This window comes from Lentzea sp. CA-135723 (assembly GCF_050936595.1).
In the GTDB taxonomy this organism is placed as follows: Bacteria; Actinomycetota; Actinomycetes; order Mycobacteriales; family Pseudonocardiaceae; genus Lentzea.
Genome location: NZ_JBNJMK010000002.1, coordinates 840959 through 862147, shown reverse-complemented (window position 1 = coordinate 862147; position 21189 = coordinate 840959). Strand labels below are relative to the sequence as shown.

Below are 21189 nucleotides of genomic sequence, written 5' to 3'. Positions count from 1 at the left end.
ACATGCGCACATCGATCATCGGCATCGGCGACACCGCGGCCGCCGCGCTGCGGGACGCCGGCGTCGACTCGGCCGACGAGGTCACGCTCGACTCGCTCGATCACCTGCGTCGGGTGGCACTGCGGGCCGGACCGCCCGTCGTGGTCCAGGACGACACGGCCGCCGTCGTGCTGTCCGCCACGGCGGAACAGGCCCACGCGACCCTCGACCTGACCAGTGGCGTGGTCGAACCCGACCACCTCGAACTGGTCGGTGACGTGACCGCGGCACGGCTCGTGCGTCTCGGTGCCGACTACCCCGGCCTCGGTCTCAGCAGATCTCTCGGCGCCAGTGCCGGTCCGGTCGCCGCGATCGCCCACGTCGCCCGGCACATCGCCCGCCGCAGGATGCCGGCGAGCGATCTCGCGGTGCCGCGGGAGTGCGGGCCCCCGCTGACCCTGGCGGGCTTCGTGGTCCCCGCCGACAGCCGACCGTGGCTGCGCCGGTACCGGGATCGCCCCGTCACAGCGGCCGTGGACGCGGGCGAGGACCACGTCGTCCTCGTCGAGGCCACTCCTCCGGCGGCCACAGCGCTGCCCCTGCTGCTCGTCCTCGCGGGCGACAGCACCGACGAGCTCGTCACCGCCGCGCGACAGTGCCTCGACGAGCTCGACTCCGGCCGGCCCGCTCGCTCGCTGATCGAGGAGCGAGCAGGAAGTCCTGGCCGCTGGCGTGCCGCACTCGTCGGCACCGACGAAGCGCGACTGCGGGACGAGCTGTCTGCTGCCGTGCGCGGGCTGCCAGGGGTCCCACCGGGCGGGGAGTGGGCGACCCCGACGGGCAGTTACTGCACCACTGCTCCGATCGGTGTCGCTCATCGCGTCGCGTTCGTTTACCCCGGCGGTTTCACCGCCTATCCCGATGTCGCCGACGACCTCTTCGACCTCTTCCCCGCGCTGCGCGACGAGTTCGAGCGGGAAACCTCCGAGCCCGCCCAGCACTACCGCCTCGACACGATCCACGGTCTCGCTCCGAGACGGGGGCCTGCCGAGGCGATGCGGCACGAACGAGAGCTGCGGGACGACCTCGCGGGAATGGTCAACGTGGGCCTGAACGTCGCCGTGCTGCACACCCGGATGTTGCGCGACCAGCTGCACGTGCGGCCGGACGGGGCATTGGCCTACAGCTTCGGCGAGGCCAGCATGCTGTTCGCGTTGTCCGCTCTGGACTTCGCGGACCGCGATCCCTCCACGCTGGACACCAGCTCGTTGGTGCAGAGCGGCATCAGCGGGCACAAGGACGTGGTGCGGCGAGCGTGGCACGTCCCCGACGATGTTCCTGATCATCAGGTGTGGGCCGCCCACGTCGTGCTGGCGGGTCCGGAAGCGGTGCACGCCGCCATCGGTGGCGAGGAGCGGGTCTTCCTCACTCATGTCAACTCGCCGGAAGAGACGGTGATCGCCGGTGATCCGGCGCGCTGCGCCGAAGTGCTGGCGAGGCTCGGTTGTTCTTCGGCGAAGTCACCGACTTCCCACGTGCTGCACTGCGCGTTGCTCAACAGTGCACTGGCGGAGTTCGCAGACCTGCACTCGCACGAGGTACGTCGCGAGCCGGAGGCCGAACTGATGTCGATGGTCGAGTTCGGCCCGGCCGTGCTGCCGGTGGGATCGACTCCGGCACAACGGATCGCGCGCACGCTGACCCGTCCCGTCGACTTCCCACGGCTCGTCGAAGCGGCCTACGAGCGCGGCTACCGCTACTTCGTCGAGGTCGGTCCGGCGGCGAGCTGCACGAGGTGGATCCGCGACACCCTCGGCGACCGAGCGCACGTCGCGGTCTCGGTGGACCAGCGGGGCGTGTCCACCGGCCTCGCCGCCACCAGAGTGCTCGCCCGGCTCGTGTGCCACCGCGTTCCCGTTCCCGAGCCGATGCGGGCCGTCCAGGTCGCCCGCGCACACCGCCACGTGTTGCGCGCGCACAACGCCGTTCAGCAGCAGGCCGTCGCACGACTCGGCGGCCTCAACCTCCTGGAGTCATGACGATGACGACGATCGAGCAGTCCCTGCTGGCGGATCTCGACGCCCACGTCCACCTGCTGCGCGACGGCAGTCTGACCGCGGTACGCCCCGCTGACGACAGCGAGGTCGTCACCAGCGTCGGCCCGTTGCCCGCGACTAGACTCGGCTCGGCGGCGTTCCGCGAACGGCACGGGGTCCGGTACTGCTACCAGAGCGGCGCGATGGCCGGGGGAATCGCCTCCGCCGATCTCGTCATCGCCATGGCACGCGCCGGCTTTCTGGCGTCGTTCGGCGCCGCCGGGCTCACTCCCGAGGTGATCGAGCGGGCGCTGGTGCGGTTCGCCCAGGAGATCCCCGGCCTTCCGTTCGCCTGCAACCTGATCAGCAGCCCGACCGAACCGGCGCTGGAGCAGGGCGCGGTCGAGATGTTCCTGCGGCACCAGGTCCGGTGCGTCGAGGCTTCGGCGTTCGTGGCACTCAGCCCGAACATCGTGCGATACCGGGTCGCGGGTCTGTCCCGCGACCGCGACGGCGTCGTCGTGGCCGCCAACCGCGTGATCGCGAAGGTGTCCAGGCCGGAGGTGGCCGCGCGCTTCCTCGCCCCACCACCGGAATCGATCGTCGCGGGCCTGCTCGACGCCGGGCTGGTGACCGCCGAACAGGCCGCGCTCGCCCCGTTCGTGCCGATGGCGGACGACATCACGGCCGAAGCCGACTCTGGCGGTCACACGGACCGCAGGGCGCTGCCCGTCCTGCTGCCGATGATCATCCGCCAGCGCGACGTGCACGCCTCCCGGTACGCGATCCGCGTCGGAGTCGGTGCCGCAGGCGGCCTGGGCACACCGGAGGCGGTCGCGGGGGCGTTCACGATGGGCGCCGACTACGTGGTCACCGGTTCGATCAACCAGGCGTGCGTGGAGGCGGGTACGTCACCCGCGGTGCGCCAGGCGCTGGCCGGCGCAAGGCTGGCCGACTTCCAGATGGCACCGGCGGCGGACATGTTCGAACTCGGCGCCGAGATCCAGGTGCTGCGGCGGAACACGATGTTCCCCATGCGCGCCAGGAGGCTGCATGAGCTGTACCGGCGCCACGACAGCATGGAATCGATTCCAGCGGAGGAACGCGCCAAGCTCGAAGCAGAAATCTTCCAGCAGCCGATCGAGAACGTGTGGCGGGAGGTCACGGAGTTCTTCTCCAGGCGTGACCCGAGTCAGCTCGACCGCGCCGCGAATGACCCCAAGAGGCGCATGGCGCTGTTGTTCCGCTGGTATCTGGGGATGGCGTCGCGTTGGGCCAGCACCGGCGACGAGAACCGTCGTCTCGACTACCAGATCTGGTGCGGTCCGGCGATCGCCGGGTTCAACGATTGGGCGGGGTCGACGTACCTCGCGGACCCGGATCGACGAAAGGTCGCCGACGTCGCCCTGCACCTCATGAAAGGCGCTGCCTTCACCACGAGAGCAGCGCGACTACGTGCAGCAGGATTTTCCATCCTGGGCGAACACGAATGGACCTACTGCCCCGTCGACGCCGACAGGCAGTAGGTCTTCTGGAACACGAGTTCAGGCACCCAGGCTCAGGCACTCGTCCCGGGTGGATTCGATTTCAACGAGTTCCGCCTCACTCACCCGGAGCACCCCGGCGAGCGCGACGATGTCCCGGTGGCGGTTGAGCCGCCGGGTCCCGTTCTCGAGCATCGACAGGAACCCTGGCGACATCCCGGCCAGCTCAGCGGCCGCACGCACGGTCAGCCCCCGGCCTCGGCGCCGAGCGCGCAGCCACGGACCCAGCGGCAATCGCACTGGTCCCGGCACCGCCGCACGCGTCCCGCCCACAACAGAACCCCTCATTACCACGTCCCCCTCTGTCCCACCGACAATCACGCAGAATCACCCGAACGCACCAATCGGTTCGACGAATAGTGCTGATCAGCGCAACAAATCCCGTGAAGCGGGAGTGAGGAAGGCCCTGCCGTCACTCAATCCCGCAACGGACCGTACCGAGGACGTGCCGACGAGGCATGACACGCGAACAGGGAACACGTGAACGCGTAACACCGGAACCAGGCCGAGAGACCTGTAGTCGCTCAGTAACTCTACGCACGGGTAGATAAAAGAGCTACCTCCTGGAGGCCGCAGAAAAATACCCCGATCGGCCCATATTCGCCACTCTGACTTCATCTGCGCGCAAAACCTCGACACCGGCAACGCCCCCTCGGACATACTGGCCACAAAGGGGGCAGCGTGGAGACGGGGACTCTGGCAAAGACGCGCGAGAAGCAGCGCGTGAGCTTGACACAGCAGCGTTTGCGAATAGGTTTCACAAGAATCGCGGTCGCGGTCCGGCTGGTCACGACCGCTGGGACTGTGGTCGTGGCCAGCGCAGCTCACGGAGTGTCCGGCGCGCAACTGGGCCTGGTCGTGTCGGCGATGGTGCTCTGGTCCGTCATCTCTGCCGTCGCCGTTCTGGACAACGCCAACTCCTTGGTGGTGGCCGCCGACGTCGCGATCGTCGGGATGATCTGCGCGATCGACGACGTGCTCTTGCCCTCGCCCTCGGACCACGTGGACTGGACGATCCTGCTCGCCATCGGGTCGTTGCTCGCCGGCCAGATGCTCTTCTCCGCGTCCGGTGGACTCGTCGTGTGCGCGGTGCTGGCTTCGGCCCAGCACCTCGGCGGTGCGTCCGCGTACATCGTGGCCATGCTGATGGCGCAAGGCGCGGTCACCGCGGTGCTGGTGCACCTGCTCAACAACGCTGTCCGGCAGGTCGACGACGCCGTCACGCGAGTTGCGTCGGCCTACGTGCAAGCGGTGATCGCCGCGGCCGTCCGCGCCGACCAGGACGATTACCAACGCAGGCTGCACGACACCGGGCTGGCGACGCTGACGATGGTGGCGGCGGGCGCGGTGACGGAGAGCAGCGCGATGCTGCGCCAGCGGGCCGCTGCGGACCTGTCCACGTTGCAAAGTGCGGGAGACCGCACCGTGCCCGAACCGGACCTCTCCGACAGCAGCCTCGACCTCGCCCTGCGCACCCTTGAGTCGACGTGGGTACCGGGTCTTCCCCCGCTGCGCATCGACTTCGACCTCGTTCCCACGCGGCTGCCCCACCACGTGGTCATGGCCCTGACCGAGGCCACGGCCGAAGCGCTCACGAACGTGGCACGGCATTCCGGGAGCCGAACGGCGACGGTGAGCGTCAGAGAACGCGATGACGGCATCGAGGTTTCAGTGCGCGACGGCGGCCGGGGGTTCGACACCCGGCTGGTTCCCCTCCACCGCCGGGGTCTGCGCGGATCGATCGTCGACCGCATGGCCGCGGTGGGCGGCACGGCCGAGGTCCAGAGCGGACGCGACCGGGGAACGATCGTGACGATGCGGTGGTGGCATGCTCGCGGCAACGGCTGATCACGCGGGAAAGAGCAACAACCGCACCATGACCGCGGTGGTCGTGGTGATGGCGGCCGCGTGGAACGTCTGGCACGCGCTCTCCGTGGACAAGCCGGCTCCGTTCGTGCACCCGGCGGCCTCGGTCTCCATCACGCTGACCGGGTTCACCGTCCTGGTCGCGGTGGTGATGGCACGACTGCAGGTCGGCGTGTACGCGATACGTGTGCTCGCTCTGTGCGCCACAGCCATCAGCATTGCCACTGTCGGCGTCTACCTCCCGGACAGCGCCACGGAGGAGATCGGGTGCTGGGTCTCGGGAACGATCGGCTGGCTCGGGGTGTTACTCATCCTGCACTGGCAGCTGAACATCATCGGCGGGGTCCTCATCGGACTTCCGTCGTTGAGTTTCGCCGTGCTGGTACTGGTTCAGCAACCGGCGCATTCTGTGGTGCTGCGGATGTTCAGCGGTCTGTTCATCACCGTGGGCGTGCAGGTCTGCGCCGTGCTGGTGGACCGGGTGATCGTCCACGCCGTGCGCACCACCGTGGCCGCGACCCAGTCCGGCGTGACGATCGCGGCGAGGGACAACGCCGCCAGGGCCGTCCAGCACGGAAAGCTCCGGCGTTTCGCCGAGATGGACCAGGAGTTCACCCGCCTGCTCTCCGACTTCGCACGTGGCGGAGCCGAACCGTCGGATCCCGCCGTGCGCAGGCGGTGCGAGCTCGCGGTCGGCAGGATGCGCCGGCTGCTGGCCGAGAGCGACTCCGTCGAGGCCCCGTTGCTGCACGAACTGCGGGCCAGCGCGGATGCCGCCGAGCGTCGTGGTGTCGTCGTGGAACTCATCGTGATCGGCGAGGTGCCGCCCATCGTCACGGAAGCAAGACGGGTGATCACCGAGGCAACGCTGGTCACCCTCGCCGCCTCGCGGACCCACGCCAGGATCACCGTGCTCGCGGAGAGCACCTCCGTGACGGTGAGCATCTTCGCGGACGGTGACACGCCGCTGGAGCCGTTCCGTGAAGAGGCCAGCGAGGAAGTGTCGGTCGACGTTCAGGAGGAGGAAGGACGCCTGTGGGTGGAAGCTCATTGGACAGCCCCATCAGGGTCGCGATCATCGACGACCACCCGGTCGTGATCGAGGGGGTCGCGAGCTGGCTCACCAGCGACTCCCGCATCGAGGTCGTGCACACCGGCGACGACGTGGACAAGCTGACCGCCAGCGAGGAACCGCAGCCCGACGTCGTGCTGCTCGATCTCAGCCTGCACGGTCGCATGGACCTCGACAACGTCACCAAACTGGCCGACACCGGTCAACGAGTCGTCGTGTACTCCCAGTTCACCGGCCACGGACTCATCCTGCGCACGCTGGAGTCCGGCGCGAAGGAGTTCGTGGCGAAGCACGAGGGCCGCGAGCACCTCGTCAAGGCGGTGGTCGCCGTCGCCGCCGACCAGCCGTACGTCGGCCCGGTGATGGCGGGAGCGTTGATCAGCGACGGCGACGCGGACCGGCCGAAGCTGTCCGACCAGGAGCGCACGGCGTTGCTGCTCTGGTTCCAGTCCTCGTCGAAGGCGTCGGTCGCGCGGAAGATGCAGGTGTCCCCGCACACCGTGGACATGTACATCAGGCGGGCACGGCAGAAGTACGAGAAGGCAGGCCGTTCCGCGTTCTCCAAGTCAGAGCTGCTCGCCCGCGCCCTGGAGGACAACCTGGTCGCGCCGGAGGAGCTCAACGGCGACGCGCCGTGATCGTCGCGCCTCAGTCCCGGGCTTTCTCCCCGTCCGGGCCTACCGCGAACCACACTCCGTCGATGCCGTCGCCCTTCACGTCGCCGGCCTGTTCGTCGTGGACGTACCGGTAGAGCGGGTACCCCTTCAGCGTCACCTGCTTCGGGCCCTCCGGCCGCTCGATCATGCCGAGCAGTCCGGCATCCACCCCGATCGTCCGCTGCACCTCTCCGGCCAGCAGCGGCACCCAGGTCATCGTGCAGGCCGCCTCGACGCAGGTGGACTTCGGCGGATCCGTCGGGTCCTTCTCGTTCCGGTACAGGGTGTGCTGCTGGTGGTCCGCCAGGACGTCACCGATGGCCGACTGCACCACCTGGAGTTCCATCTGAGGGCCAGGCTTGGTGTCGGCGAAACCGGCGGGTCTCGGTGAGGTCGCGGGACTCGTCGAGCACGCGCCCAGGAGCAGAAGAAGAGCCAGCGCGACGGCACGTCTCCTCGTCACCGAGCGCGTGCTTTCTCTCCGCTGGGCGCCACCGCGAACCACACCCCGTCGACGCCGTTACCGACGGCGTCACCTGGGTTCTCGTCGTCGACGTACCGGTAGAGGGGCCGGCCGTTCAACGTGACCTGCTTGGTTCCGTCCGGTCGTTCCATCAGTCCCACCAGCGTGGCGTCGACTCCGTCCGTCTCCACCTTGGCAGCGAGCAGCGGCGGCCAGACGAGCGTGCACTCCGGTTCGAGGCACGTCGACTTCGGCGGGTTCGTGGTGTCCTTCTCGTTGCGGTACAGGGTGTTGTTCTGACGATCGGCCACCACCGCGCCGACACCGGGAACGTCGATGGCGCGCAAGGTGACGATGTCGCCGGGCAGGACCCGAGTTGTGGACGGCTCCACGACCGGGCCGGCCGGAGAGTCTGGCTCCGACTCGGCTGACGGTTCTCCCGCACAACCGGCGACCAGCAGCACAGTCATGACGGCCAAAACACGTAGCGACAAGGCTCTTCTCCGATCGGTCGACCAGAACACTCCACCGATGGATACGGCCACAACAGGGCCCGCGTTCACCAGAAAGCCGATTTTTCGTTGGGAGACAACGACTTCAGGGCGCGAAGAAGCGGCAGCGCCGACCAGTTCACGACGCTGCCGACCGACCCGCTGCGATCAGACGGTGCGCTTCTTCCTCGTGGCCAGAACCACCACTGCCACCGCGACCACCACGAGCACGACCACGAGCCAGATCCACCATGGAATCCCGCTGTCCTGAGTGGACTGGGCGGCCGGTGCGACCGACGGCGCGGCCGATGGGGTCGTCGTGGTCGTGGTGGTGGGTGGCGCGGTCGTCGTGGTCGTCGCGGGAACGGTCATCGCGAACTTCAGCGAGCCCGTCACCGCGTGATCGTCCGCCGACCCGATCTTGAAGTTGAGCACGTACTCGCCGGCCGGTCCTGCCGGCGTGACCGGGACGGTGAGCGTGGCGTCCTTGCCGGTGATCTGGCCGATCTGCCAGGCGGCGCCGTCCGGGCCGGTCACGGTGACGGTCGTCGAGTCCGGTGCGACGGGCTCGTTGAACGTGAGCGTGATCTGTTGCAGGGGTGCGGCGACCTGGGCTCCGTTCGCGGGGTCGCTGGAGGTCAGCTGGGTGTGGGCGGACGCGGACGGGGTGGCGGCGAGGACCGACAGCAGGGTGATCGCCAGAACGAGCAGGTAACGCATCACAAGGGGCCTTTCGAAGCTGAGGTGGTTCACGCTGCGCCTGCCGGGCGCGAGCGACGGGAGCGCAGGGCGGTACCGATGGCGATGCCGAGCGCGAGGGCGGACACGGCGAGCGCGGCTCCGCCGAGCCAGGTGGCGGTGGAGTCCGGCTGCTCGGCTGGTTTCGCGGCGGGTGCCGCGTGCTCGTCGGACTCCGTCGTCGCGTCGGCCGTCACGAGTTTCAGCACGGGTGCCGGATGTTCGGGCTCGCCCTGGCCTTCCGCGGGTGGCGGCTGGTTCCAGTTGACGATCTCGCCGCTGTCGTAGGTCTGGACGGCGTTGATGACGAGCTTGTCGGCGTTGTCCGGCATGGGGCCGAGCGTCACGGCGAACTCGGCGAACTCGTTGGGCCCGATCCTGGTTCCCGCGGCCGCGGTCCAGGTGATGTTGCGGAACGCCTCGGTGACCTCGACTCCGCTGATGGTGACGGACTTGTCGAGCTTCTCCTTGACGGCGTTGACCGTCCAGCCAGGTGTGGTGCGCGGGCGCACGGTGCGCACTGGGTTCTCCGCCGGCAGGTCGAGCCGCACCGAGACCGTTCCGGCGTCGGGCCGTTCGTTGGGCACCTTGAACGTGATGGTGGCGGACTTGCCCTTGACGGCCTGGCCGGGCACGGGTTCGAGATGTGCTGCGGCGGTGCCCGTGGTGAGCAGCGTGGCGGTGAACGCGATCAGCGCGCCTTTCGCGAGCACGCCGAACTTCCTGTGGGACATGAGATGTTGCTCCTCGCATGACGAAAGCCGGTCCACGTGGGACCGGGTGAAGTGATGTCAGCGAGAAGGTGGTGGACCTCGGCGACTCGCGCACGTCGCGAGGACGATTCCGTGCTGCAGGCCCACGACTTCGGGCACGACGGGCCGTGGCACGCGAGCGTCGGGCACCACGAGCAGTGGCGGCAGCTTTGGCAGAACCCGGCGTGCCACCGACACGAACATCAGCACGCACTCGTCCGCTCGTGCGAGCAACGCACCGAGCAGCACACCCGCGACCGTGTGTGCGAGCAGCATCCGCGCGGTGTCCGAGGTGCCTTCCGCCAGGTGGTGCGTACCGGCCGTGGTGAGCAGCAGGTGCATGAACAGCTGTGCCGCCCCCAAGGCAAGCACGATGGCGCCGGCCGATCGCTTGCGGTCCGCGAACGCCGTGCCCGCCGCCGCGACCAGCAACGTCAGGAACACCGTCAACGCACTACCGGGCAGGTCTCCCCCACCCGCGCTGTGTGCGGTGACCGTGAGCGCGAATGCACAGGCAGCGAGGAGCACACCGCGCACGATGCGCAGTGAGGCGGGAAGCCGCTCCGGTCGCCGGGTCACCGCGCCATGCTAACCACGTGGCTTCTACCAGCCCTTGTCCTCTTCGGACGCGGGCTCGCCGGACGGGAACGACCTGCGTGGCCCGCCTCCGACGAGCATCTCGCGGATCTCCTTGTCAGCGGTGCGGTTGGGGTCGCGGTACTGCGCGATCGCCACTGCAGCGAGGCAGATGACCACGACCGCCGCGACCGCTCCGAGGATCCAGGTCTGGCCTTCGCCGTCGTGGCTCGCGAGCGGGACGGCGAAGGCGAGCAGAAGTTCTTCGGTCATGATCTCTCGCTATCGAAGTGCGGAACGAACATCGCGAGCCGCGAGCACCTCGGCGAACGCGTCACGCTCCTCGAGCTGCCGCGCCCGCACCTTCCTCGCAAAGCGCCGCACGGGTGCGAGCCGCGCAGTGGCCAGCGCCCGGTCTGCGAGCGCGATGCCCTTGTCGTCGTGCAGCACCATGAAGTGCAGGAAGCTGACGTCGCTCATCCTGGTTTCGGGCTGCGCGACGTCCTCGGCGGGTTCTCGCTTCCACAGGTCCAGCCAGCCCGCCATGCGGCCGATCTGCTCCAGGCGGCTCGTCTCGACCTCGAACGCCAGCAGGCGGATCTGCGAATCGGAACTGCGCACTCCCGCCGCGACCGCCACGCGCAACGCCAGCCGGTGATGGGCCGACATCGCGCGGGCGAACTCCACGTCGGCTTCCGCCGGTCCTGTCTGCTTCGCCGAGGCGGTGCCGACCACCAGGCCGATCACCAGCAGCGCGATGCCGAGGAAAACCAGGATCAGCAGCAGCTCCCAGTTCACGGTCCCTCCGACGGAGGCGTGCTCGTCTCTGGACGCCCGTTCACCGGCACGGCGTCAGGCCCTGGCTTCTCGGCGACGAACGGGGCCGGATTGGTGAGGAACTGCGCGTTCTCGCAGGTCGCGCCGACCTCGGGGTAGGTGTTCGGGTTGCGCAGCAGCGACGAGATGAACTGGTCGACGCGCTCGTCGTCGGCCTTGTCCAGCTTCAGCTGGTGACCCCAGGACTGCAACGCGACAGGCTTGTCGAGGCCGGGATACGGCGACATGACCATGTACGCGATGCCCTCGACCTTGGCTTTGAGCTTCGCGAGGGCGTCGTCACGGACCTGATCGGGGTTGTAGGCGATCCACAGTCCGCCGTGTTCCATCGAGTGGACCATGTTCTCGCTGCGCACGGCCTGGTCGTAGACGACTCCGGTGCAGTCGGCCCATTGGCCGTCGTGGGCTCCACCGATGGGCGGCGCGTGCTCGTAGGCGACGCGTTCGGTCGGCTGGACGTGCTTGGCCGCGGGGAACTCGAGCTTCACCACCCCGGCGATCTTGTCCGAGGGGTCCTTGTTGGTGTCCGATGGCTTCCACTGCGCGAGCGCCGCCTCGCGGTCGTTGTTCGCCGAGATCCGGGTCCAGGCATACCCGAACACGCCGCCGGCCAGACCCAGCACCGCGACCACGGCGATGATCGTGCCCCAGGGTCTGGGCCGGTAGTCCACGACGACGGACTTGGCGCGACTCTTCTTCGCCTTGCGGCCGCTCGTCATCCTCAGCTCCTCCACACCCCGGTCATCTACTAGGAATCCTAGTACTAAGCTCGACCGTAAAACTACGCCCCCTAGTAGATGGAGAAGCGGTGCGACCCCAGCGCAGACAGCTCCTGCCGTTCGCCCTGACCGGCGCGGTCCTCGCGGTGTCGGTGATCCCGGCGAGCGCCCAGCCTGCTCAGGACCCGCTCGCCCGCTACAACGAGCTCGGCGCGCAGGCCGCCAAGACCAACGAGGACCTGCTCAAGGCGCGCGGTGACCTCAAGGCCAGGCAGGACGAGCAGGCCGCTGCCGAGGCGACCGAACGCCAGGCGAGGTCCGACGAGGAGCAGTTCCGAGGGCAGGTCGACCAGCTCACCGCGTCGACGTTCGAGGGCGCGCAGTTCAGCAAGCTCTCGGCGATGCTGGTGGCCGACTCCCAGCAGGACTTCATCGAACGCATGTCGGCCCTCGAACTCCTCGCGGCCGACAACGCCGAGGCGCTCACCCGCCTCTCCTCCGCCGTGACCACGGCGAACGACGCCAGGACGAAGGCCCAGGCGGCCACCGAGGCGGCGGCCAAGCTGGTCGGCGAGGTCGAGGTGAAGCAGAAGGAGCTCGACGGCAAGATCAAGGAGGTCCGCGCCGCGCTCGGCTCGCTCGACCCCGCTCTCAAGAACAACCTGAGCCGGGTGAAGGACAACGGCAGCTATCTGGGACCGCCCGGTGCGGCCAACACCGCGCTCCAGGCCGCGCTGTCCAAGCGGGGCTCCGCCTACCTGTGGGGCGGCACGGGCCCGGACCGGTTCGACTGTTCCGGCCTCATGCTGTGGGCGTACAAGCAGGCGGGCATCACGCTCCCCCGCGTGGCTGCCGCCCAGTACAACGCGGGCAAGGCCGTCCCCCTCGACGCCCTGCAGCCCGGTGACCTGCTGTTCTACGACGACGGGACCGGCAACCCCGCGACCATCCACCACGTGGCGATGTACGTCGGCGAGAACAAGATGGTCGACTCGCCGACCGAGGGCCAGGTCGTGGACGTGCGCCCCAGCCGTGGCGACGGGCACCTCATGGGAGCGCGGCGCATCGCCGGTTGATCCGTATCCTCTGGGCACGGAGGTGTCATGCAGGGTCTTGGGGAACTCGAATCAGCGGTCATGGACGTGCTCTGGCGCGACGACCGCGACCGCACGGTGCGCGACGTCCTCGACGAACTCGCGCCGGAACGCGATCTCGCGTACACGACGGTCATGACGGTGCTGGACAACCTGCACCGCAAGGAGTGGGTCGAGCGCACGAAGGTCAGTCGCGCGTTCCACTACCGCGCCGTCCTGTCCCGTGCGGAGGCCGCGGCCAGGGCGTTGCGCGCGGTGCTGGACTCGACCGGTGACCCGGAGGGCGTGCTGCTGCACTTCGCGCAGTCCGCGACGGAGGAAGAGGCCGCAATGTTGCGCAAGGCGTTGCGGAAGCGCAAATGACCGTCGCCGTCGCGCTGCTGCTCGGCGCGCTCACCGTCGCGTGGGCAGGTCCCCGGATGCTCGACGGGCTGCTCGCTCGCCAGGCGCCTCCGGCGGTGCTGCTCACCGGCTGGTTCATGATGGTCGCCGGCTGCCTCACCACGGTGACCGCCGCCGTGGTGATCGCGGTGCTGCCGGGTCACGGTCCCGCGCCCCAGCTCGTCGGGCTCGTCCACAGCTGCTGGCAGACCCTGCAGCACGGCGGCACCCCCCGGGCCGAGGAGGTGGCCGGTCTCGCCTGCGCCGCGATCCTGCTGACCGTCGCGGTGAAGATCGCGATCTCGCTGGTGCGGCACCGCCGGACGCAGGACCGCGTGCAGCGCAAGCAACGCGAAGCGCTCACCATCGTCGCGCATCGCCAGCCGGGCGCGATCCCGACGTGGTGGATCCCGCACTCCACCCCGCTCGCCTACAGCCTGTCCGGCCGGTCCGCGCTCGTCGTCGCCACCGACGGGCTCAACGAGCACCTCAGCAAGGCCTCGGTGGACGCCGTGATCGAGCACGAACGCGCGCACATCCTCGGCCACCACCACCTGCTCGTCGGCTTCGCACGGGCCTTGGCCTCGGCGGTGCCGTGGACGCCCCTGACCCGCCGCTCCCCCGAGCTGGTCTCGGCCCTCGTGGAACTGGCCGCCGACGCGGTAGCCGCTCGCGCACACGGGACCGAGGCAGTCCGGTCCGCACTGCTGACCATGACGGCGGGCGGAACTCCTCCGGCGGCTCTGGCCATGGCCAGGGACTGCGTCGAGCTGCGCTTGCGCAACCTCGGTGGCGCGTCGCGCTCGACCACGCCGACGTGGATCGCCGGTGTGGTCGCGATGGCGTTGCCGATGGCGGTGGGCGCGGCGCTGCTCACGGTGGCTGCCTTTGCGTTGTGCCCGTTCCTGCTGCCGTTCTGATCATGCGGTGAGGGGGTCGTCCGCAGCAGCGGACGACCCCCTCATCTGTTTCACGTCACTGCTGGGCGAACACCACGTCGACCCAGTAGTTGCCACCGTTGTAGGTGGTGGCGGGGAACCCGGAGCCGGGCTGGAACACGCCGTTCGAGATACCGGCGCTCAGCGGGGTGCTGGTGACCGCGGAGGCCGAGAAGTACCCCGTGTCCAGCGCGTACCTGCCCGTCAACGTGGTGTACGACGCGACGTACGTGGTGCCGGCCGTGATCGTCACCGGGTTGTCGAACGTCAGCGTCTGCCAGCCGGTCTCCGTCTCGTTCGAGAACGTGCCTGTGGCCAGCCGTTGCCCGTCCTCCGACCAGAGCGACCCGGTGTGTGTGCCGGTGTTGCCCGCGCCCTTGTAGAACTTGACGCCGGTCACCCGTCCGTCCACAGAGGATGTGAAGCGGACGCCGAGCTCGTAGGCTCCGTTGTCGTCCGAGGCGGCCACAGTCGGCACCGTCGCGGAGCTGAACAACGAGCACGGGCAGGTCTGCGTGGTCGCGGTCGTGAACGACCAGGTGCTCGCCTGCGGCATCAGGTTCCCGTACGCGTCGGAAATCCTGACGCTCGCCGTGTAGCGCGTGCCGGCCGCGAGCTTCGCGGACGGCGTCCACGTGACGCCGCGCTGGTTTCCCGCCAGCGCCAGCGTGCCGATGAGCTTCGCGCCACCGGGGTCGGTGAGCGAGAACTGCGCGCTGCCCAGGTCGACGGGCTCGTCGAACGACACCGACACCGTGCCCGCCGGGTCGACCGCGGTCGCGCCGTCGAGCGGCGTGCGGCTCTGCACGACCGGGGCGGTGTTGTCCGCGTTGGGCTGGTAGACGACGTCGACCCAGTAGTTGCCGGAGCCGTAGGTCAGCGTCGGGAACCCTGCACCGATGGCGAACACGCCGTTCTGGTCCTGCGGCGCGGTCAGCGGTCCGGAGTTGACCGCCGTGCGCGCGAAGTACCCGCCGTCGACCGCATACCGTCCGGCCGTCGTCGTGTAGGAGGCGACGTAGGTCTGGCCGGCGCTGACGATCACCGGTTGCGCGAAGGTCAGCGTCTGCCAGCCGGACGCGGTCTCGTTCGAGAACGTGCCGGTCGCCAGGCGGCTGCCGTTGGCGTTCCACAACGAGCCGGTGTGCGTGCCGGTGTTGCCGTTGCCCTTGTAGAACTTCACGCCGGTGATCTGGCCGGACTGGCTCGGCGAGAAGCGCACGCCCAGTTCGTACGCGCCGGTGTCGTCCGAGGACGTCACGGTCGGTTCGGTGGCGGGGCTGAACAACGTGCAGGGGCACACCGCCGTGGTGCTGGTGGTGAACGACCACACGGCCGCGTCCGGCATCGGCACGCCGTTGGCGTCCGCGATGCCCAGGTGTGCCTCGTACTTCGTGCCGGGCGCGAGCTTGCCGCTCGGCGTCCAGGTGACCGTCTTCTGGTCGCCGGACAACGAGATCGAGCCGGTCAGCTTGGTCCCACCGGGGTCCTTCAGCCAGATCTGCGCGGACGCCGGGTCGACCGCCTCGCTGAACGTCGCCGTGAGCGGTGCCGTCAGCGACACGGCCGTCGCGTTCACCGCCGGCGTGCGGGCGGTGAGCGTCGGCGGGGTCGTGTCACCGTTGAGGCCGTTGCGGTAGATGACGTCGACCCAGTAGTTGGTGGCGTTGTAGGAGTTGTTCGGGAAGCCACCGCCGTACTTGTAGACGCCGTTCCCGCCGTCTGTCCCGTTCTGCAACGCGTGCAACGACTTGTAGTCCGCACCCTGGCCGCCGAAGTACCCGGACGTGACCGAGTAACGGCCGTTCGGCGCGTAGTACGACACGACGTAGGTGGTGTTCGCCTGCACCGCGACCGGTGAGCTGAACATCAGCTTCTGCCAGCCGGACGTGGTCTCACCGGTGAACGTGCCGGTCGCGAGCAGCAGCCCGGTCGAGGTCCACAGGCTGCCGGTGTGCGTGCCGGTGTTGCCCGTGCCCTTGTAGAAACGAACGCCGAGCACTTCTCCCTTGCCGTCGAAGCGGACCTTCGTGCCGACCTCGACCTGGTTGGTGTCACCGGAGTCCAGCGAGGCAGGCGCCGCGAAGTCTTCCCAGACGGTGCACGGGCAGTTCGCGGGACGGGGCGACCCCGTCGTGAAGGTCCAGGTCGTCACCGACGACATGTTGTTCGACGAGTCCGCGGCCTTCAACGACGCCGTGTAGGCGGTGGCCGCCGTCAACGGTGCTGTCGGCGTGAACGTGACCGTGCGCGTGTCCTGCGACAGCGAGAGCGCGCCCTGCACCGCACCCGATGGCCCCGTGACGGTGAACTGCGCTCCGGTGAGCGAGACGTTCTCGTCGAACGTGCCCGACACCGCCGTGGTCAGCGCGACCGAACCGGCGTTGGCGACCGGCGAGCTCGACGTCTGGATCGGCGCGCGGGTGTCCGGACCGGGGTCGGGCGCCCACACCACGTCGACCCAGTAGTTGGTGTGCCCGAACGTCTGCGCCGGGAAGCCGGCGCCGAAGCTGAACACGCCGTTCGGGCCGTCCGTCCCGCTTTCCAGGCCCGTCAACGGTTCCAGGGACTTGTTCTTGCGGAAGAAGTACTCGCTGTCGTACGAGAACCGGCCGACCGGCGCGAAGTACGACACCACGTAGGTCGTGTTCGCCGACACCGCGATCGGCGACGGGAACAGCAGCGTCTGCCAGCCCGACGCCGTCTCGTTCACGAACGTGCCGCTCGCCATCAACTGCCCACTAGACGACCACAACGACCCGGTGTGCGTCCCGGTGTTGCCCGCGCCCTTGTAGAACCGGACGCCCCGCACGTAACCCGCGGTCGTGCTGCGGTACTTCATGCCGAGTTCGAGCGGGGTGCTGTCGTTCGCGCTCTCCACCTTCGGCAGGTCGCTGCCCGCGAAGACCCCGCACGGACACGCTCGCGCCGTGACGCCGGGAGTCGCAGACACCGGCTGAGAGAGGTTCGCCGAGTCGTCGACCGCGCGAACCCGCAACTGAGCAGCACCTGCCTGGGACGGCGTGTAGGTGTAGTTCCACGTCGTCTGGCCCGCGACCCAGTTCGCCGGGTGCCAGCGGTTCCCGCCGTCGGTCGAGACCTCGACCCCGGCGACCTGGCCGGACGCGTCGATCACGGTGCCGGAGAACGTGTACGGCTGCCCCACCGTCGACTGCGCGGGAACCGAGCTGATCGTGACGCCCGGTGGTGCGGTGTCGGTGCTCGGCGTAGACGCGACGAGGCCTGACTGCAGGGACTGCGGAAAAACGCCCATGTCAGCGAGGAAGTTGACGGTGGCCTGCTTCATCCGCACGTCGGACGTCGGTGTGTTGGTGCGGAACGCGTGGTCGTCCTCCACGCCCCAGGCCCACTGCACGGTGCCCGCAGCGAACACCAGCGATCCGCTGGGATGGCGGTAGTAGGTGACCGCGTGCGTCTTGACCTCGGATCCGTACTCGTCGCCGTGGTTCTTCAACGCGAAGTAGCCCTGCAGGTCCACCGTGGTCCGCGACAGCTGCGCCACGCCCGGCGGCTGGAACCCGTTGTCCTCCACGGTGTTCCACTCGTAGCCGAGCGTGCCAGGCTGGAAGGTGTACGTCGTGCCCGCGGCCATGTTCGCGAGCGGCGTGTTCCGCCAGAGCCGCATCTTGCCGTACGCGGCGGGCACCTGCATCGCGTCGTCGCGGCGGCCGTTGACGGTGAAGAGGTTGCCCAGCAACGCGTTCTCCGGCCTGCCACCGTCCTGCGGCGGGCTGTACCGCGGGTCGCGCCACGTGCCGGTCCAGTCGTTCAGGCCGTCGTCCTGCGCGCCCTTGGTCTCTTTGAAGCACGCGATCGTCCGCCAGTCCGTCTGGCCGGAGTCGATGCTCTTCTCCCAGCGGTGCTTCCAGAAGATCTCGTTGCCCGTCAGGAACGCCAGGTGCACGCCGGCGTCCCGGGCCGCCTCGACGTTCGCCCGCTGCTCGTTCGACCAGTACTCGGGATGCCCGACCGGCATGAACACCTTGTGGTTCTTGATGAGCTCACCGCGCCGGGCCGTGTCGACCTCGGTGGTATAGGTGACGTCGTACCCGTTGGCCTCCAGGAACTTGAGCATCGGGTACTCGGCATTGAAGATGAAGTTCTCGTCGCCGTCACCACCGGTGTACGGCCGGTTGTAGCTCACCTTGTACGAGGACCCACCCTGACCGGGCCCGTCACCGAAGTAGAGGCTGTTGCCGCCGTAACGGTTGTACGCCACCCACGTCGCGTCCGAGGTCTGCAGCATGATCTTCGCGCGCGAGGTGTCGTCGCGCACGACGAACACGATCTCGTTCTGCGCACCCGTGTCGTTGCGGGTGGTCCGGGCGTAGTAGATGCCCGAGACGGCGTCCGCCGGCACGATCCAGGACAGTGACACCGCCCAGTTCCCGCAGTCGATCAACGCCGTGGGCCCGTCGCGCAGGCAGGGCGGCTGGTTCTGCGTGGTGTTGCGCGACACCGACCCGATCTGCCGGGCGCCGACACCGGCGTAGTAGCCGAGCCGGAAGATGTCGATCTTGTAGGACGACGCCGTGGTCAGCATCTTGAAGTCGACGCGACCACCTGGCGTGACACTGATGTCGGTGGTGAAGCCAAGAATCGAGTCGTCCCGTGAGGACACCTGCCAGTCCGGCGTGCCCGCCTTGGTGTTCTCGCACAGCACCTTGTTCGTCACCGGAGTGTCGCACGGCGCCGCAAGCGCCGACGGCGCGCTCGACACCGCGAAGGGCACGACGATCCCCAGCGTGACCACAAAGGACAACGCCAGCCGGATCCATCTTCGACTCAACGGACGGGGCCTCGCCTCGTGCGCCCTCATGCACCTCACCTTTCGCGGAAACCGGCCCCGACTTCACTGAGAGTCAGTCGGCCACTACTAATTCGCCTAGTAGATGGCCGTCGCATCGATCGTCGACCGAACAGCCCCGCGCGTTACAACAACTGCGAGCGGTCTTGAACACATGCATATATCGCTATATGTTGGTGTGACGATCGGCGGTCTGGAGGGGTGTCCCGTGGCTTGGCTCGCGTTGGGTCTCTACCTGGTCTATCTCGGCACGGCGTTCGGCGTGCGCAGCTGGCTGCAATGGCGGCACACCGGCTCAACGGGCTTCCGGGGCGTCAGCGGAAGACCCGGCTCGCTGGAGTGGTGGGGCGGCGCGTTGTTCGTGCTGGCCCTCGTCCTCGGACTCGCGGCCCCCGCCCTCCAGCTAGCGGAGGTCGTCAGTCCGCTCGCCTTCGCGGGTCACCTCGCCGGGGCGGCGCTGGCGGCGTGCGGGATCGTGGGCACACTGCTGGCCCAGCAGGCGATGGGCACGTCGTGGCGCATCGGGGTCGACGAAGCGGAAGCGACGACGTTGGTCACCGACGGCCCGTTCGCCCGCGTCCGCAACCCGATCTTCACCGCGATGATCGCGACCGCTACAGGCCTGACCGTGCTCACCCCGAACGTCGTCGCGCTGGCCGGGCTGGCCGCGCTCGTGGGTGCGATCGAGATCCAGGTCCGGGCGGTCGAGGAGCCCTACCTGCTGCGCACCCACGGCGAGGCCTACCGGCACTACGTCAGCCGAAGCGGCCGCTTCCTCCCGCCCCTGGTCACAAAGGCGTCGTGAACCCCGCGATCGGACTGCGCAGAAGCAGCACCAGCTCCGCCCAGAGGCCAGTGACCAGCAGGACGCCCACCACGATCAACAGACCGCCGCCGGTGAGCTGGACGGCCCTGGTGTGCCGCCGCAGCCAGCCCGCGGTGGTCACCGCCCAGCGCGCGCTGACCGCAAGCAACACGAACGGCAGCCCCAGCCCGACGCAATAGGCGAGCACCAGCAGCACGCCCCGCCAGAGCGTCGGCCCCGCCTGCGTGCCACTGGCCAGCGCGATGACACCCGCCAACGTCGGTCCCAGGCACGGCGTCCAGCCAAGCCCGAACACCGCTCCCAGCACCGGAGCACCCCACACGCCGCGGCGAGGGCGGTGCTTCAGTCGGACGTCCCGCTGGAGTGCGGGAATGAGGCCGAGGAACGCCAGCCCCATCGCGATGGTCACCACTCCCCCGATGCGCTGGAGGAGTTCCTCGTTGGCCAGCAACGCGTCGGACACGCCCAGCACGGTGAGCACCGCCGCGGCGAACACGACGGTGAACCCGAGCACGAACAGCAGCGCGCCGCCCGCGACCCGCCACCGGTCGCGCCGCGGTTCCTCCCCTTCCGACAAGGCAGGGGCTTCGGCGCCGACCAGCCCGGCGAGATAGGCCAGATAGCCCGGCACCAGCGGGATGACGCACGGCGAGGCGAAGGAGATCGTGCCCGCGGCGAGGGCGACCAGCGCGGCCAGCAACAACGGCCCGGAGATCGCGAACTCGGTCACGGGGTGCTCGCCGTCGAAGATACCTCGGCCTGCGGATCCTCGGCGGCGATGCGTTCGACGACCGGGAGAAGATCCGTGTCGAGCAGCGCGACCAGGAACACGGCCGCCACCCGCTGCTTGCGGTCGAGAATGATGGTGGCGGGCACGACGCTGCGAGGAAAACCCTGCAACGCCAGCATGACCCGGCCGGAAGGGTCGAAGAAGGACGGATAGCCGACCTGGAAGTTCCGGTTGAAGTCCTGCCCGGCGGTCCGCTCGTCCCGGACGTTCACACCGAGGAACTCGACGCCGGATTCCTTGGTCTTCTCGTAGACGCGTTCCAGATCGTCGGCTTCGGCGCGGCACGGGCCGCACCATGAACCCCAGACGTTGAGGACCACGACCTTGCCCTCGTACCGCGAGAGCTTCAGCTCGACGCCTTCCTCCATCAGGCTTTCGCCGGTCATCTCGGCGACCCGGCCACGCTGCTCCGGCGGGTCGTAGAAGATCGTCGTCTGCCCGCCTGGGGCCACGAACTCGAACTGGCCGGTGGTGACCGCGTCGGATCCGGTGCTGCACGCGGACAACGCCACCAGCGCGGCACAACAAAGGGCGCGCAGACGCGCGCGGGACGTACTCATCGAACATCTCCAGCTTGTGGGGTGGGGAACGCGGGTCGAGTCG

General features: G+C 68.7%; 21 protein-coding genes. 9 read left to right on the top strand and 12 right to left on the bottom strand.

Translation table 11 applies throughout. From position 1 onward, the window contains the following. Positions 1 to 2: 2 nt before the first annotated feature. Together ACQEU1_RS39845 and ACQEU1_RS39840 are read left to right on the top strand one after the other, a co-directional pair. Entirely contained in the window at positions 3 to 2018 is a 2016-nt protein-coding gene (locus ACQEU1_RS39845) for a hypothetical protein (protein ID WP_433214243.1), read from the top strand. After that, positions 2015 to 3541 (top strand): PfaD family polyunsaturated fatty acid/polyketide biosynthesis protein, encoded by a 1527-nt coding sequence (locus ACQEU1_RS39840; RefSeq protein WP_433214240.1) that lies wholly within the window; start codon positions 2015 to 2017, stop codon positions 3539 to 3541. The genes ACQEU1_RS39845 and ACQEU1_RS39840 overlap by 4 nt, the downstream gene beginning before the upstream one ends. Before the next feature lie 18 nt (positions 3542 to 3559). Here the strand turns inward: ACQEU1_RS39840 and ACQEU1_RS39835 are convergent, their stop codons facing one another. Beyond that, entirely contained in the window at positions 3560 to 3847 is a 288-nt protein-coding gene (locus ACQEU1_RS39835; RefSeq protein ID WP_433214237.1) for a helix-turn-helix domain-containing protein, read from the bottom strand. A 522-nt stretch (positions 3848 to 4369) separates the two neighbouring features. On the opposite strand from ACQEU1_RS39835, the gene ACQEU1_RS39830 reads away from it, so the two are divergent. From ACQEU1_RS39830 to ACQEU1_RS39820, 3 genes are read left to right on the top strand one after another with little or no spacing between them, the layout of a single operon-like run. Beyond that, a complete protein-coding gene (locus ACQEU1_RS39830; protein WP_433214234.1) occupies positions 4370 to 5407 on the top strand; it encodes a sensor histidine kinase in 1038 nt (345 codons plus the stop codon). Next, positions 5388 to 6524 carry a hypothetical protein gene (locus ACQEU1_RS39825; protein WP_433214231.1) on the top strand — a complete coding sequence of 379 codons (1137 nt, stop codon included), beginning with the start codon at positions 5388 to 5390 and terminating at the stop codon, positions 6522 to 6524. The genes ACQEU1_RS39830 and ACQEU1_RS39825 overlap by 20 nt, the downstream gene beginning before the upstream one ends. Beyond that, positions 6476 to 7135, top strand: a complete 660-nt coding sequence (locus tag ACQEU1_RS39820; RefSeq protein ID WP_433214228.1) for a response regulator transcription factor — start codon at positions 6476 to 6478, stop codon at positions 7133 to 7135. Before ACQEU1_RS39825 ends, ACQEU1_RS39820 begins: the two co-directional genes overlap by 49 nt. Positions 7136 to 7145: 10 nt before the next feature. On the opposite strand, the gene ACQEU1_RS39815 is transcribed toward ACQEU1_RS39820, so the two are convergent. The 8 genes from ACQEU1_RS39815 to ACQEU1_RS39780 all read right to left on the bottom strand — a co-directional run bounded on the left by ACQEU1_RS39815 (position 7146) and on the right by ACQEU1_RS39780 (position 11729). Continuing rightward, positions 7146 to 7499 carry a hypothetical protein gene (locus ACQEU1_RS39815; protein ID WP_433214225.1) on the bottom strand — a complete coding sequence of 118 codons (354 nt, stop codon included), beginning with the start codon at positions 7497 to 7499 and terminating at the stop codon, positions 7146 to 7148. A gap of 113 nt (positions 7500 to 7612) precedes the next feature. Then, positions 7613 to 8086: a COG4315 family predicted lipoprotein gene (locus tag ACQEU1_RS39810; RefSeq protein ID WP_433214222.1), complete on the bottom strand. Its 474-nt coding sequence runs from the start codon at positions 8084 to 8086 to the stop codon at positions 7613 to 7615. Positions 8087 to 8275: 189 nt separating this feature from the next. Next, complete coding sequence (locus ACQEU1_RS39805) at positions 8276 to 8827, bottom strand: copper resistance CopC family protein (protein ID WP_433214219.1); 552 nt, start codon at positions 8825 to 8827, stop codon at positions 8276 to 8278. 29 nt (positions 8828 to 8856) lie between these two features. Continuing rightward, positions 8857 to 9579: a YcnI family copper-binding membrane protein gene (locus ACQEU1_RS39800; RefSeq protein ID WP_433214216.1), complete on the bottom strand. Its 723-nt coding sequence runs from the start codon at positions 9577 to 9579 to the stop codon at positions 8857 to 8859. A gap of 57 nt (positions 9580 to 9636) precedes the next feature. After that, complete coding sequence (locus ACQEU1_RS39795; protein WP_433214213.1) at positions 9637 to 10176, bottom strand: hypothetical protein; 540 nt, start codon at positions 10174 to 10176, stop codon at positions 9637 to 9639. A gap of 24 nt (positions 10177 to 10200) precedes the next feature. Further along, positions 10201 to 10446 (bottom strand): hypothetical protein, encoded by a 246-nt coding sequence (locus ACQEU1_RS39790; protein WP_433214210.1) that lies wholly within the window; start codon positions 10444 to 10446, stop codon positions 10201 to 10203. 9 nt (positions 10447 to 10455) lie between these two features. Beyond that, positions 10456 to 10971: a DUF305 domain-containing protein gene (locus tag ACQEU1_RS39785; protein ID WP_433214207.1), complete on the bottom strand. Its 516-nt coding sequence runs from the start codon at positions 10969 to 10971 to the stop codon at positions 10456 to 10458. Beyond that, the gene (locus ACQEU1_RS39780; RefSeq protein ID WP_433214204.1) at positions 10968 to 11729 is read right to left on the bottom strand and encodes a DUF3105 domain-containing protein; all 762 of its coding nucleotides are present in this window, start codon (positions 11727 to 11729) and stop codon (positions 10968 to 10970) included. The genes ACQEU1_RS39785 and ACQEU1_RS39780 overlap by 4 nt, the downstream gene beginning before the upstream one ends. A gap of 89 nt (positions 11730 to 11818) precedes the next feature. On the opposite strand from ACQEU1_RS39780, the gene ACQEU1_RS39775 reads away from it, so the two are divergent. The 3 genes from ACQEU1_RS39775 to ACQEU1_RS39765 are packed head-to-tail and all read left to right on the top strand — an operon-like array spanning position 11819 to position 14124. Beyond that, positions 11819 to 12805: an NlpC/P60 family protein gene (locus tag ACQEU1_RS39775; protein ID WP_433214201.1), complete on the top strand. Its 987-nt coding sequence runs from the start codon at positions 11819 to 11821 to the stop codon at positions 12803 to 12805. A gap of 27 nt (positions 12806 to 12832) precedes the next feature. Further along, on the top strand, positions 12833 to 13186 hold the full coding sequence (locus ACQEU1_RS39770) for a BlaI/MecI/CopY family transcriptional regulator (RefSeq protein WP_433214198.1): 354 nt from the start codon (positions 12833 to 12835) through the stop codon (positions 13184 to 13186). Further along, complete coding sequence (locus ACQEU1_RS39765) at positions 13183 to 14124, top strand: M56 family metallopeptidase (RefSeq protein ID WP_433214195.1); 942 nt, start codon at positions 13183 to 13185, stop codon at positions 14122 to 14124. Before ACQEU1_RS39770 ends, ACQEU1_RS39765 begins: the two co-directional genes overlap by 4 nt. 55 nt (positions 14125 to 14179) lie before the next feature. Here the strand turns inward: ACQEU1_RS39765 and ACQEU1_RS39760 are convergent, their stop codons facing one another. After that, positions 14180 to 18982, bottom strand: a complete 4803-nt coding sequence (locus tag ACQEU1_RS39760; protein WP_433214192.1) for a DUF4082 domain-containing protein — start codon at positions 18980 to 18982, stop codon at positions 14180 to 14182. A 196-nt stretch (positions 18983 to 19178) separates the two neighbouring features. Here ACQEU1_RS39760 and ACQEU1_RS39755 point away from each other — a divergent pair, with 196 nt between their 5' ends. After that, entirely contained in the window at positions 19179 to 19775 is a 597-nt protein-coding gene (locus ACQEU1_RS39755) for a methyltransferase family protein (RefSeq protein ID WP_433214189.1), read from the top strand. Here the strand turns inward: ACQEU1_RS39755 and ACQEU1_RS39750 are convergent. Then, entirely contained in the window at positions 19759 to 20526 is a 768-nt protein-coding gene (locus ACQEU1_RS39750) for a cytochrome c biogenesis CcdA family protein (protein WP_433214186.1), read from the bottom strand. The two genes, ACQEU1_RS39755 and ACQEU1_RS39750, sit on opposite strands and share 17 nt — an antisense overlap. After that, positions 20523 to 21146, bottom strand: coding sequence for a TlpA disulfide reductase family protein (locus tag ACQEU1_RS39745; RefSeq protein ID WP_433214183.1), 624 nt, complete (start codon positions 21144 to 21146; stop codon positions 20523 to 20525). The genes ACQEU1_RS39750 and ACQEU1_RS39745 overlap by 4 nt, the downstream gene beginning before the upstream one ends. Positions 21147 to 21189 lie beyond the last annotated feature (43 nt).